At 34.9% G+C, this 13,682-nt stretch carries 11 protein-coding genes; 3 read left to right on the forward strand and 8 right to left on the reverse strand.

From position 1 onward, the window contains the following. The first annotated feature begins 178 nt into the window (after positions 1 to 178). A complete protein-coding gene (locus B0A64_RS18705) occupies positions 179 to 673 on the forward strand; it encodes a metallophosphoesterase family protein (RefSeq protein WP_089481019.1) in 495 nt (164 codons plus the stop codon). Between the two features lie 7 nt (positions 674 to 680). Here the strand turns inward: B0A64_RS18705 and B0A64_RS18710 are convergent, their stop codons facing one another. From B0A64_RS18710 to B0A64_RS18720, 3 genes are all read right to left on the reverse strand, one after another. Next, a complete protein-coding gene (locus tag B0A64_RS18710; RefSeq protein ID WP_089481020.1) occupies positions 681 to 1,607 on the reverse strand; it encodes a sensor histidine kinase in 927 nt (308 codons plus the stop codon). Between the two features lie 45 nt (positions 1,608 to 1,652). Further along, positions 1,653 to 2,318 (reverse strand): response regulator transcription factor, encoded by a 666-nt coding sequence (locus B0A64_RS18715; protein ID WP_089481021.1) that lies wholly within the window; start codon positions 2,316 to 2,318, stop codon positions 1,653 to 1,655. Between the two features lie 162 nt (positions 2,319 to 2,480). Then, entirely contained in the window at positions 2,481 to 2,894 is a 414-nt protein-coding gene (locus B0A64_RS18720; RefSeq protein ID WP_089481022.1) for a DUF4293 domain-containing protein, read from the reverse strand. Positions 2,895 to 3,077: 183 nt separating this feature from the next. Between B0A64_RS18720 and rho the strand changes: the two genes are divergently transcribed. After that, positions 3,078 to 4,955 (forward strand): transcription termination factor Rho, encoded by a 1,878-nt coding sequence (gene rho / locus B0A64_RS18725; RefSeq protein WP_089481023.1) that lies wholly within the window; start codon positions 3,078 to 3,080, stop codon positions 4,953 to 4,955. Positions 4,956 to 5,164: 209 nt separating this feature from the next. On the opposite strand, the gene B0A64_RS18730 is transcribed toward rho, so the two are convergent. From B0A64_RS18730 to B0A64_RS18750, 5 genes are all read right to left on the reverse strand, one after another. Then, positions 5,165 to 6,181: a M28 family peptidase gene (locus tag B0A64_RS18730; protein WP_089481024.1), complete on the reverse strand. Its 1,017-nt coding sequence runs from the start codon at positions 6,179 to 6,181 to the stop codon at positions 5,165 to 5,167. Positions 6,182 to 6,237: 56 nt separating this feature from the next. Continuing rightward, positions 6,238 to 7,011, reverse strand: coding sequence for a dienelactone hydrolase family protein (locus B0A64_RS18735; protein ID WP_089481025.1), 774 nt, complete (start codon positions 7,009 to 7,011; stop codon positions 6,238 to 6,240). Between the two features lie 100 nt (positions 7,012 to 7,111). Beyond that, positions 7,112 to 9,313 (reverse strand): penicillin acylase family protein, encoded by a 2,202-nt coding sequence (locus tag B0A64_RS18740; RefSeq protein WP_089481026.1) that lies wholly within the window; start codon positions 9,311 to 9,313, stop codon positions 7,112 to 7,114. A gap of 2 nt (positions 9,314 to 9,315) precedes the next feature. Next, the gene (locus B0A64_RS18745) at positions 9,316 to 10,179 is read right to left on the reverse strand and encodes a cyanophycinase (protein WP_089481027.1); all 864 of its coding nucleotides are present in this window, start codon (positions 10,177 to 10,179) and stop codon (positions 9,316 to 9,318) included. A 78-nt stretch (positions 10,180 to 10,257) separates the two neighbouring features. Further along, positions 10,258 to 10,710, reverse strand: coding sequence for an Lrp/AsnC family transcriptional regulator (locus B0A64_RS18750; protein WP_089481028.1), 453 nt, complete (start codon positions 10,708 to 10,710; stop codon positions 10,258 to 10,260). 1,703 nt (positions 10,711 to 12,413) lie between these two features. On the opposite strand from B0A64_RS18750, the gene rocD reads away from it, so the two are divergent. Continuing rightward, entirely contained in the window at positions 12,414 to 13,667 is a 1,254-nt protein-coding gene (gene rocD, locus B0A64_RS18760; protein WP_089481030.1) for an ornithine--oxo-acid transaminase, read from the forward strand. The last annotated feature ends 15 nt before the right edge of the window (positions 13,668 to 13,682 follow it).

Here is a 13,682-nt window from a genome sequence, read left to right on the forward strand (position 1 = left end):
GTAAAGACGTATTGTTGTGCGCCACTGAAAAAAAACTCAGAACCTTAGCACCTCAGAACCTTAACGCCTTTTAAGAAAAACCTATGAACCTTTGCTACTTTGGACCTTTGCACCTGTTTTTAGAAAAAAACCTTTGTACCTTTGCGCCTCTAAAACTTTGAACCTTCTCAAAAAAATAATGAAAAAAATCCTCCTCCTTTCTGATACCCACAGTCATATTGATGATACTATTTTAAAATATGTTAATCAGGCAGATGAAGTTTGGCATGCCGGTGATATTGGAGATCTAAATGTGACCGATACTATAAAAAAGCTAAAACCATTGCGTTGTGTTTATGGAAATATCGATGACGCACAAGCAAGATTAGAATTTCCTTTGCACAATAGATTTTTATGCGAAAATGTTTCTGTCTGGATCACGCATATTGGTGGTTATCCCGGAAAATACAATCCGGCAATTAGAGAAGAAATGGCTGCCAATCCGCCTAAATTATTTATTTGCGGACATTCGCATATTTTGAAAGTAATATTTGATAAAAAGAATAATTTATTGCACATGAATCCGGGTGCGGCAGGAAAGAGCGGGTTTCATCAGGTACGAACCATGTTGCGATTTGTAATAGATGATGATAAGATAAAAGATCTGGAAATTATTGAAATTGGCAAAAAATAAGCTTTAATTAGTGTGGTAGCGGAATCTTAATTTTTATGGTAGTTCCTCCGCTGGCATTTGAAACAATAGATAAGTTTCCTTTGTATTTTTTAATTCGGGCCCTAATTCGGTTCAGACCAAAACCTTCTGCTTCATTTAATTTGTCCGTTTTAAAACCTTTTCCATTATCCTGAATCAGAATCGTAAATTGACTGTTGTGTTCAGATAATGAAATTTGGGCTTTTTGGGCATCACTATGTTTTATAATGTTGTTAAACAACTCAGATACAATAAAGTAAACTTTCATCTCAAATTTTTCGACATATCTTTTATCGGTTGCAATCGAACTCGAAAATTTAAAATCAATACTCGAATTAGAGTTTCTTTCGCATAAATCCTCTAAAGCATAAATCAAACCAAAACGGACGAGAAGAGTAGGAACGAGGTCATGCGACATGTCCCGCAAAAGGTCATGCGCTTGTGCCAGTATAATTTTTGCTTTCTTGATTTCTTCAGAGTTTACATTGTTTTGTGCTGTATAAGTATTTAAATGTAAACCTACCGAAGATAAAAGAGAATTGATATTGTCATGTAAAAAAGAGGCTATTTTTTTGCGTTCGACTTCCTGGCTGTCAATACTGGCATTAATAACGTTGAGTAATATTTTTTGCTTGATATCTTTTCGTTTAATCTTTTGTTTTAATTTATTATTCTGATAAAAGAAATAAAATAAAAAAAACAGTATGATAACCATTACAATCAACAAACTGATTACTTTTTTGTTTTGCAACTGAGGAGGGTTTGAAGTGTGAGAAACGTTGATCGCAGTTGGTTTTGTTGCTAATAAAACACTTGATTCTTTTAAGGCTTCAGGTAGGTTTTGCTGACCAAACAAATGATTTTCACTTATAGCAGTGAAAAAAAGAAGGATTATAAAAACTCTGATAAAAGCCATAAATTAATTAATTTTAGTAAACACATTCCAATTCTTTAAATAAGACTAAGGTTTTATCAGATTATTTTTCATGGCATATTTTACAAGACCAATGGTGTTTTTGATTTGTAATTTTTTCATGATATTTTTTCGATGTGTTTCAACGGTATGAGCGCTAATAAAAAGTTCTTCGCTTATTTCTTTGGTACTATATTCAAGCGAAATCAGGATAATAATTTCAATTTCACGAGAACTTAAAATAGGATTTTCAAGATCGTAAAGAGATTGGTTTAATTTGGGATTCTTATGTATAAAACTATTAAAGATTTTCTCTCTCACGGCATCACAAAAATATTCCTGCCCCTGATATACAGCTTCTATGGCTTCGATGATATTTTCGCCTGCACATTTTTTAGTAAGATAGCCTTTGGCACCTAATTTCATTACTTCTTTGATAAGTTTCAGGTCATCGTAACTCGATAAAATAATTATTTTACAGGGATGCTCTTTTTCATGAAATTCTTTCAATACTTCGATACCATCTTTTTTGGGCATACTGATATCCAATATCAAAATATCAGCATGGTTAGTACTGACATCATCATAAACAGTAGTTCCGTCTAATGAATTGCCTGCGACTTCAAAATTGCTTACGGTTTGCAATAAATTGGTAAGACCATCAATAAGTACCTGATGATCATCTGCAAGGTGGATCCTTATTTTGTTTGCCATAACTATATTGGAACTAAAAAAACAAATTTATGAAAAAATTATCTTACAAAGTTGTTTTTGGGATGGTTTTAGTCATTTTAAAATAATGGTAAAAAAAGACACAAAAAAACCCGAATTATAAAATTCGGGTTCTCTTCGCACAAAAAAATTAAGTTTATAGGTTTATCTCAAACGGTCTGCAGATTTTACAAGATCTTCATCCTTCTTGATGGCCTTATTAGCTAAAACTAATAATACGATAGCAACAATTGGTAGAAACATCCCAATACCTTTCTCCGAAACAGCAACTGTTTCTCCAGATAAATTTAGAGAGCGATATACAAACAATCCTAATAAAATTAAATTTAATATTATGTTCAGTCTGCCCATTACAAACTGATTTTGTCTTTTTTTATATGAAATGATACTAATAATAGTGAGCATAGTACTTAATCCCAACAAAATCGTGTAAAACTGATCTTGCATAAAGAAAAAGGGTTTGCCATTGTTTAATGTCCAAAGCGGAATAAAAAACAGTATTACCCCTGTTATTAAAAAGGTAAGAATTAAATATACAGTTTGAATTCGTTGTATCATGGTCTAAAATTGTTTTACAAAAATATATTTTCTTTTTTTAAAATACTATTGTATGATTAAATTTTATTCGTATTATTGCATCATAATACCGTAAGCACTTCATACTGCGGTCAATTGAAAACAATTATCTACCTATTCTTTTTACAGTATTTCCTTTAAAATAATTAAATTCATAGAATATTCATGTTTGATATTTCTGCATTAAAAGAAATGAAGCTTTCTGAGCTTCAAGAAATAGCTAAGTTAGCTAAAACTATAAAGTTTAATGGTGTCAAAAAAGAGGCCTTAATTAGCCAGATTTTAGCGCATCAGGAAACCACTGTAGCACCACCTGTTAGTGCTGTAACTCAAACAGAAGCGGATAAAGCTGATGATAAACCTAAAAGAGCAAGAATTGTTCCTGTAAAAAAGGCGGCTATCAGTAAAAATGCTCCAATCTTAGAATTTGATACAGTAGAGGAAACACCAGAAAAAATAGAAACTCCGGTAGTTGCAAAACAAACTCCGGCAGCCAAAATAACTCCTAAGTCAAAACAAACTCCCGTTGTTAAGCAAGTTGAAGAAGCGAACCAGGTTGAAGAAACTCCCGAAGTTCAGGAAACATCAGAGCCTGTCGAAGGAGAGAAAAAAGGACCCAAAATCGTAAAATTCAGTAAATCAGCTTACGAGAAAAAAGTCGCTTTGCAAAAAGAAAAAGAAGCCACAAAAGAAGTAATTCAGGAAGGCGAAGCTGTAGCAGAAACTTTGACTGCTGAAAAAACAGAAGCACCGGTTCCGGTTAAAAAGGTTAATCCAAACCAGGTTAAAAACCCGAACCAGAACCCAAATCAAAACGTAAACCCAAATCAGAACGCAAATCCAAATGGTAACGGAAATGTAAGTAATGGGAATCAAAATCCAAATCATAAAAATAAAAAGAATAATTTCAGAGATTCAGACTTTGAGTTTGACGGAATTATCGAAAGTGAAGGTGTTCTTGAAATGATGCCGGATGGTTATGGTTTTTTACGTTCATCAGATTATAATTATTTAGCGTCTCCGGATGATATTTATTTATCTACTTCTCAAATCAGATTATTTGGTCTTAAAACCGGAGATACTGTAAAAGGAGTGGTTCGTCCTCCTAAAGAAGGCGAGAAGTTTTTTCCATTAGTTCGTGTACTTAAAATCAATGGTCACGATCCGCAAGTTGTTCGCGACAGAGTTTCTTTTGAACACCTGACACCTGTTTTTCCTTCTGAAAAATTTAAATTGGCCGAAAAAGGCAGTTCCGTTTCAACTCGTATTATCGATTTATTTTCTCCAATAGGAAAAGGACAACGTGGTATGATTGTCGCTCAGCCTAAAACGGGTAAAACAATGTTGCTTAAAGACATTGCAAATGCAATCGCAGCAAATCATCCTGAAGTTTACCTAATCGTTCTTTTGATCGATGAGCGCCCTGAGGAGGTTACAGATATGCAACGCAGTGTACGTGGAGAAGTTATTGCTTCGACATTTGACAGAGAACCGCAGGAACACGTAAAAATTGCCAATATCGTTCTTGAAAAAGCAAAACGTTTGGTAGAATGTGGTCACGATGTTGTAATTCTTTTAGATTCGATTACACGTTTGGCAAGAGCCTACAATACAGTACAGCCTGCATCCGGAAAAGTTTTAAGTGGTGGTGTGGATGCAAATGCATTACAAAAACCAAAACGTTTCTTTGGTGCCGCCAGAAATGTAGAAAATGGTGGTTCATTGAGTATTATAGCTACAGCATTGACAGAGACAGGTTCTAAAATGGATGAGGTTATCTTTGAAGAATTTAAAGGTACCGGTAACATGGAGCTTCAGTTGGATCGTAAAATTGCAAACAAACGTATTTTCCCTGCTATCGATCTTACATCGTCAAGCACACGTCGTGATGATTTATTGTTAGACGAGAAAACGTTGCAAAGAATGTGGATTATGCGTAAATATCTATCAGATATGAACCCTGTAGAATCTATGGATTTTGTAAACGACCGTTTCAAGAAAACCAGAAACAACGAAGAGTTTTTGATTTCTATGAATGATTAGAGGAAGGTTCAAAGATACAAAGGTTTAGAGGGACAAAGGTTCAAAGGTTTTAAAACTTAATTTGAGACTTCTAAATTTTAAAATATATAAACAAAAAAAAGGATGAGTTAAAACTCATCCTTTTTTTGTGATTTAACGTTTGGGAAAACCTCTAAACTAAACCTCTGAACCTTTGCGCCTTTGTGGCTTTGAACCTTTGCAGCTTAAACCTATTTTTTATCCACTACCGGTCTGTTCTCTCTATTGGCTAAATCCCACGCGATAGAGAAGGCTAATTGTGTTCTTTTGGTCAAAGCATCATATTCGATTTTTTGAGGCTCATCGCCTTTTTGGTGGTAGTCTTCGTGAACTCCGTTGAAGAAGAAAACTGCCGGAATACCATGTTTTGCAAAGTTATAATGATCTGAACGCTCATAAAAGTGATTAGGATCTTTTGGATCATTAAATTTAAAATCTAAATCTAATTTGATGTATTTCTCATTTTGAGCCACTACAATGTTGTGTAAATCTGTCGAAAGTCTGTCGGCTCCAATTACATACACATAATTGTTGGTTTTCTCATGTTCTACATCACGGCGACCAATCATATCAATGTTGATATCTGTAATGGTATTAGCAATGGGAAATAATGGATTTTCAGAATAATAACGAGAACCATGCAATCCGTGCTCTTCGCCTGTTACGTGCAAAAACAGGATAGAACGTTTGGGTCCGTGACCGTCTTTTTTAGCTTTTGCAAATGCTTTTGCCATTTCTATTACGGCTACAGTTCCGGAACCATCATCATCGGCACCATTATAAACTTCGCCATTTTTTATTCCCACGTGATCGTAATGTGCAGAGATTACTAACACTTCATCAGGTTTTGTAGATCCTTCGATGTATGCCCAAATATTTTCTGAATCCGGTAAGTTTTCATTTCTTCTGGCATTCAGGAAAGAAGCGGGAATATGTTGGTAATAATCTGTTGCTCCTTTAGGAAACGAAACACCATTTTTTTTGTATTGCTCGATCATATAAACGCCAGCCTTTTTTTGTCCTTTAGATCCGGTCTCACGGCCCTCCATTTCGTCAGATGCTACAACGTACAACATTGTTTTTAAATCTTTTTCAGAAATGAGTTTTATGTATTTGCTGGGGTCTGAATTGTCTTTTGATGCAGCCGACTGAAGGTTTTTGCATGAAAAGGCAGTACCAATTAATAAGAGAATTACAATTTTTTTCATATTGTGTTTAATGTAAATTTAAGAGTGTATAGAATGCGCGTATCAATAGTAAGATACTATTTTTTTAATACTTCGTTTAAGAAAAGTTGTAAATGCTCGAAGGATCTTTTTGCTGCAACGGCATTGTATGCTGCCCCTTTTGAGTTATCACTTCCAGCTTCCGGATTTGTAAAAGAGTGAACAGCATTGGCATAATAAATCATTTGCCAATCGGCTTTTGAGTCACGCATTTCCTGTTGGAAAGCAGTAATTTCTGCTGCAGATTCAAACGGATCATCTGCACCGTGACATACCAAAACTTTTGTTGTAATTGGCGTTACAGCCCGGCTTGCATCTTTGCCTAAACCCCCATGAAATGAGGCAACACCTTTTAAATTCAAATGTCCGCGGGCGGCTTCAAGTACTCCGGTTCCTCCAAAACAATAGCCTATAGCGACAATATTATCAGCATTTGCTCCGGACTTTATTAATTCCTGCAAAGCGGCATTGATACGTTTTTGGTATACTTCGTAATTTTTTTTATAATAACCTGCTTGTTTTCCGGCTTCGGTAGTGTTAGTAGGATAGTTTCCTTCGCCATAAATATCAGCAATGAAAACATTATAGCCTGATTTAGATAAGTTTTCGGCAATATCTTTGGAGGCTTTATCAATTCCCAGCCATGCCGGCAACAGTAAAATACCCGGATTTTGGCTGCTTTTTTTGGCCGATTTTGCAAATAATCCGTTTAACGCCTGAGTGCCATCTGTATATTTTACAGCTTTTAATTGTGCATTTATAGTGTTAGAAAACAGTATAATAGCAAATAAGAGAAGGGCTGAATTTTTCATAGTTTTACAATTTTAAACAAATATCAGAAATATTATGTTAGAAAAAAACCTCGAAAGACATTTCTTCCAAGGTTTCTGTATGGTATTTGTACGATAAAAATTATTCGCCGGGATGGTATGTCTTTTCCGCATTTTCAATAACATCTTCTTTATAAAATAAGACATCTTTAAACTGTCCTTTTTGGTACATTTCTGCCTGATCATTAAAATGTTTAGATTCGGGATCGCCGCTGTTTCCGCCTGCTAATAATGATTTGGCTCTCACTTTTATTCCAAATTCTACAGCACAAACAAAACTGTTTCCGTTGTAACCGTATCGTTTTTTAGAATCTTGCTGGTAGCTGCTTTTAAACGAGGGTAAACTTCCCCATGAACCGGGACCAAAAGTAATTGGTAAACTGGGTTTAGAATCGTCATATTTTAAATCAAGGTCTCCACCGGAACGCTGAAAACGATTTACCTCACCCCAGGCAACTTTCCAGGTTCCCCATTTTGATTTTAGATCTTTTAGTACTTCTTGTAATTGTGGTATAAGTTGCTGTGTGGTTGCAGTTGCAGCAAAACTTTTAGTATTTTCTACCTGATCCGGTTCTCCTTCATCAATGTAGGCTTTTAAGATAATAGGATCTAATTTATAAGCCCACTCAACTGCCAGTGTTGTGGCAACGGAGTTTTCCTTGGCATAATAATCCCATTTTTTCAGGATCGAAATCGGTTCAGTCAATTCAGCATATTCCGGATCTGTAGGTTTAATATTTTTCTCGAAAACAGTAAGTAGACTTGGAATCAGAATTTCGAAAATCGATAATTTAGTATCATATCCGTCAGCAATTACTTTGTCTAAAGTATAGTTGTCATCATTGCTAAAAATACGTACAGCATTTATACCTCTGAAATTTTCTCCATCTGGTGCCATATAAGGTAAGTAATCTTCTTTTTTGGGGCTATTTTCTCCTGCAACGGTATATGGTGTAGAGTTACAGTTTTGGAGCCAGCCATTTGTAGGGTTGTAGATATGAACCGTTTCGTCGACTTCATGCAGACCTTTCCATTGTGTCGATGAAACAGATCCGTCTACAACTTTTGACCAATTGAGACTTTTATCTCGTATGGGAATAAAATTCCCGTGCCAATAGGCAATGTTTCCCTTGCTGTCTGCATAAACAGTATTATTTGAGGTATTCGCTTTTAGATTCATCGCTTTTTTATAGTCCTCAAAACTAGTTGCTTTTGTTCTCACCCAACTTTGTATCAAACTGGTCATAGAGCGATTGTTGGATTTCAGGCTAATCCATTTTCCGTCTCGTTTTGCCATAACAGGACCGTTATTGGTAAAATAAGTTTTGAATTTTTTTGCAATGAGTTTTCCGTCTTCCGTATATTTAATCGTAATCTCTTTTTGGATAACGGGCAATAATTTTTTATCGAATTCGTAGAACAGTTTGTTATTTTTGGTAATGATTTTCTCGGCATACATATCAGCAACATCAACGTTTGATGAGGTGTGCATCCAGCCGCAGTTTTCATTAAAACCCTGATAAATAAAAAATTGTCCCCAGGTTACAGCTCCATAAACATTTAAGCCTTCTTCGCTGGTGATCTGAACTTCGGGTCTGAAATAAAATGTGGTGTGCGGATTGATATACAAAATGGCATTTCCGTCAATGGTTTTCGAGGGCGAAAAAGCAAAACCATTCGATCCTGTCTGCACATTTTTCTCTCGTTCAACATACGCTACTTTATCAGTGTTTCCGGAATAAAAAGCTTTTAATTCTCCAGTCGAAAGATCGGCTGTACTTATGGCACCAATGCTTCCGTCTGTCCACAGCAACGGAAACCAAGGCTCAAAATGTGTCAGAAGTGCGGGTTTTACCTCAGGATGTTTGTAGAGATAAAAATTGATTGCATCAGCATAACTGTTCAAAAGTTTTTGGAGCCAGACAGGTGCTTTTTTATAATCTGATTTTGCTTCTTCTGGATCAATTAAAAGACGAATTTCTAAATCATTGTATAAAACCGATTGCCCTTTTAATTCAGAAAGACGTCCTAGTTTTTCGATATAATTCATCTCTATTCGCTTAAAATCGTCTTCACATTGCGCATATAACAGACCAAAAACAGCATCAGCATCGGTTTTCCCGTATATGTGCGGAATTCCCCATTTATCCCGAATAATGTCGACTTTTTGTGCTAATTTCTCCAGACGATTAATTTCCTGTAATGTACCTTTTTGTGCCGAAATCTGAATACTAACACAACAAAAGATAAAGGTTAGTTTTATAATTTTAGTGTAATCGAACATGCTTATTTGATATTAAATTTTTGTCCTGCGGTATAAATGCTCATCTGTAGATTCTCGATCGAAATGAGATTGTTTTTTTGAGCCTTCAATATTCCTTTGGGATTTCGAACGACAATAACTTCACTTTCTCCGGCAACTTCAATTTGATTGTTTCGAACTATAATCGCAGTGCTTTCATCAATTCCTATTCCGGTCAAAGCAGGAAATTCGACTAATGCCGAAAGCAGTCGATTGTAACGGTTTCTCTTTAAAAAATGCTGATCGATTATAGCAGTTTTTAATAATCCCAAACCTTCTGTAGTTTCAAGATTATCATATCGAATATTATCAAAAGTTCCGGAGTATTGTTTCTGTAATTTCTGATTTCCGGTGATCATTTTCTCAGACATTACAGCTGCTCCGGCACTTGTTCCGGAAATGGTACTTCCGTTTTCGTATGCTTTTTGTATGGCTGTTTTTACAGGAGTGTTTTGAACCACATTCATAAAACGAACCTGATCGCCACCACTTATAAAAATTAGTTTTGCTTTTTGCAGAGAATCCGTCAATACCTTATTTTGTGCCGTTGCGGCAGTAAAATTGAGCATTACAATCGGATTTGGTGTAAGTTTTACCATTTGTGTTTTAAAGTAAACAAACGAACTGTCAGGTTCTTCGCTTGACATGGGTAAAACCACGATATAATCCTTTTTTGATAAATCAGCAACATTTAAAACTTGTTTCATCAATGCATCAGATCGATCTCCGCCACCAATAATGAATAATTTTCCTTTGGGTGTTTGTGCTTGCAAAAAGCCGCTAAACGATAGGGACAGAACGACTATAATCCGGGCAATAGAAAATCTGAGAATAAGATGTTTTTTCATGTATTTAGATTTAAATAATAGCTGATAACGCAAAAAAAATCATGATTTTATTACATAACATATGTGCTTAAAAACTCATTACAATGTAATATTTCGTTTAAAAGCACAACCCAATTCAATAATAGAATCCGTTTTTGCAATGCCCGGAATACTATCGATTTTTTCGTAAAGAATTCTTCGCATGTGTTCGTGATTTTTTGCAATAATTTTGATGTACAATGTGAAAGAACCCGTTACATAATAACATTCTGTAATTTCAGGGATTTCTTTTAGCGCCTCGATTATTCGATCAGAATCAGAATCTTTATTCAGGGTTATTCCTGTAAAAGAAGCCCAGTCATAGCCAATTTTCTTCTCTTGAATAATGGGTTTTATCCCACCAATAACACCTTGCTCGATCATGCGATTAATGCGTTGATGCACCATCGTATTTGATATTTTTAAATTAGCCGCAATTGCAGAAAATGCCATTCTGCCATCTTTTTCCAGTTCTTTAATGATGCTAATATCAAATTCGTCTAATATGTCCATTATTTTAAATTGAGTTATTTTTGATGTTTATTGTGTTATAGATGTTGTCCTTACGGGACATTTTTAAGGGAATGTCATTAAATTAAGGAAAATTAAATAAAGCGGTTGCACCCATTTTTCCGTTTCTTTAGTGAAGTTTTCATTCATTTTGTAATGTTTACTATATGTCGTTCCTATGGAACTTTATGTTGATTTTCATTTCCAATCGACGGATTAAAATCCGTTGCTACAAGATAGGTGATTCCTAAGGAATTTTTGAGAGCCTTCGGCTCGGATTATTTTGTAAAGATGGATTTTAATCCGTCTAAAACGATACAAATATCCAAATTTACAAAAAAACAAATATCTCGTTTAACGGTTTCGCGTGAGAGACAGAAGCCAATGACATTGCCCGTAGGGACTACATATATCTTCTTTTTATTTATTCAAACCAAAGAACATAATATTCTATTTATAAAAGTAATGCCCATTTTTCCGTTTCTTTAATGAAGTTTTCATTCATTTTGTAACGTTTACTATATGTCGTTCCTATGGAACTTTATGTTAATTTTCATTTTCAATCAACGGATTAAAATCCGTTGCTGCAAGATAGGTGATTCCTACGGAATTTTTAAGAGTCTTCGGCTCGGATTATTTTGTAGAGATGGATTTTAATCCGTCTAAAACGATACAAATATCCAAATTTACAAAAAAACAAATATCCCGTTTAACGGTTTCGCGTGAGAGACAGAAGCCAATGACATTGCCCGTAGGGACTACATATATCTCCTCTTTATTCATTCAAACCAAAGAACATAATATTCTATTTATAAAAGTAATGCCCATTTTTCCGTTTCTTTAGTGAAGTTTTCATTCATTTTGTAACGTTTACTATATGTCGTTCCTATGGAACTTTATGTTGATTTTTATTTTCAATCAACGGATTAAAATCCGTTGCTACAAGATAGGTGATTCCTACGGAATTTTTGAGAGCCTTCGGCTCGGATTATTTTGTAGAGATGGATTTTAATCCGTCTAAAACGATACAAATATCCAAATTTACAAAAAAACAAATATCTCGTTTAACGGTTTCGCGTGAGAGATAGAAGCCAATGACATTGCCCGTAGGGACTACATATATCTCCTCTTTATTCATTCAAACCAAAGAACATAATATTCTATTTATAAAAGTAATGCCCATTTTTCCGTTTCTTTAATGAAGTTTTCATTCATTTTGTAACGTTTACTATATGTCGTTCCTATGGAACTTTATGTTGATTTTTATTTTCAATCAACGGATTAAAATCCGTTGCTACAAGATAGGTGATTCCTACGGAATTTTTGAGAGCCTTCGGCTCGGATTATTTTGCAGGGATGGATTTTAATCCGTCTAAAACGATACAAATATCCAAATTTACAAAAAAACAAATATCTCGTTAACGGTTTCGCGTGAGAGACAGAAGCCAATGACATTACCCGTAGGGACTACATATATCTTCTCTTTATTCATTCAAACCAAAGAACATAATATTCTATTTATAAAAGTAATTATTTTTTTTAATAAAACAGGATAAAACTCTTTTCGAAATAAGTAGAATTGATTTTATTAAGACTACAAAATGATATTTTTGACTTGTAAACAGGTGTAAAAAGTCAAAATAATACTTTTAAGTCCTGATAATAAATAAAATTTAATACTTTTGCACTTTAAAAGAAAATAGATCATGATACAAGCTGACCAATCACTTTCGTCAAAATCAGAAGTTTTGATTGAAAAAGAAAATAAATACGGTGCTCATAACTATCACCCGCTTCCGGTTGTACTGGAAAGAGGAGAAGGGGTTTATGTTTGGGATGTAGACGGAAAAAAATACTATGATTTTTTATCTGCTTATTCTGCGGTAAACCAGGGGCATTGTCATCCTAAAATTGTAAAAGCAATGGTGGATCAGGCGCAAAAACTGACGCTGACTTCACGTGCTTTTTATAATGACAAATTGGGAGATTATGAAGAGTTTGTTACCAGGTATTTTGGTTTTGATAAGGTTTTACCAATGAATACTGGTGCCGAAGCTGTCGAAACGGCGCTTAAAATATGCAGAAAATGGGCTTATGAAGTAAAAGGTATTCCGGAAAATCAGGCGCAGGTTATTGTTTGCGAAAATAATTTTCATGGTAGAACCACTACAATCATTTCATTTTCTAATGATGAAGGTGCGCGTAAAAACTTTGGTCCTTTTACAGATGGTTTTATAAAAATTGAGTACGATAATCTAGAAGCTCTTGAAAAAGTTTTAGAATCGTCAAAAAATATAGCGGGATTTTTGGTAGAGCCAATTCAGGGCGAAGCTGGTGTTTATGTGCCTTCTGAAGGATATCTGGCAAAAGCGAAAGCATTGTGTGAGCAACATAATGTTTTGTTTATTGCAGATGAGGTTCAAACCGGAATCGCACGTACTGGAAAATTATTAGCGGTACATCATGAAAATGTGCAACCGGATATTTTAATTTTAGGAAAAGCTATTTCTGGCGGAGTTTATCCTGTATCGGCAGTTTTATGCAATAACGAAATTATGAATGTTATTAAACCGGGGCAACACGGATCTACTTTTGGTGGAAATCCTGTAGCTGCTGCTGTTGCAATTGCTGCCCTTGAAGTAATTAAAGAGGAGAATCTTGCCGAAAATGCAGAACGTTTAGGAATAATTTTAAGAAAAGGTCTAAACGAAATTGCAGAAAGAAATAATCTAATTACGTTGGTTCGTGGTAAAGGTTTGCTAAATGCGATTGTAATTAATTGTGGTGAGGATTCAGATCTGGCTTGGGAAATTTGCCTGAAATTTAGGGATAACGGATTATTGGCAAAACCAACTCACGGTAATAAAATCAGATTAGCGCCACCATTGGTAATGACCGAAGCTCAAATTGAGGAATGTCTGGAGATTATCGAGAAATCATTGAACGATTTTAGAGACTAAAAAATTGTAATCAGG

The sequence above is a fragment of the Flavobacterium araucananum genome, from assembly GCF_002222055.1.
Classification (GTDB): Bacteria; Bacteroidota; Bacteroidia; order Flavobacteriales; family Flavobacteriaceae; genus Flavobacterium; species Flavobacterium araucananum.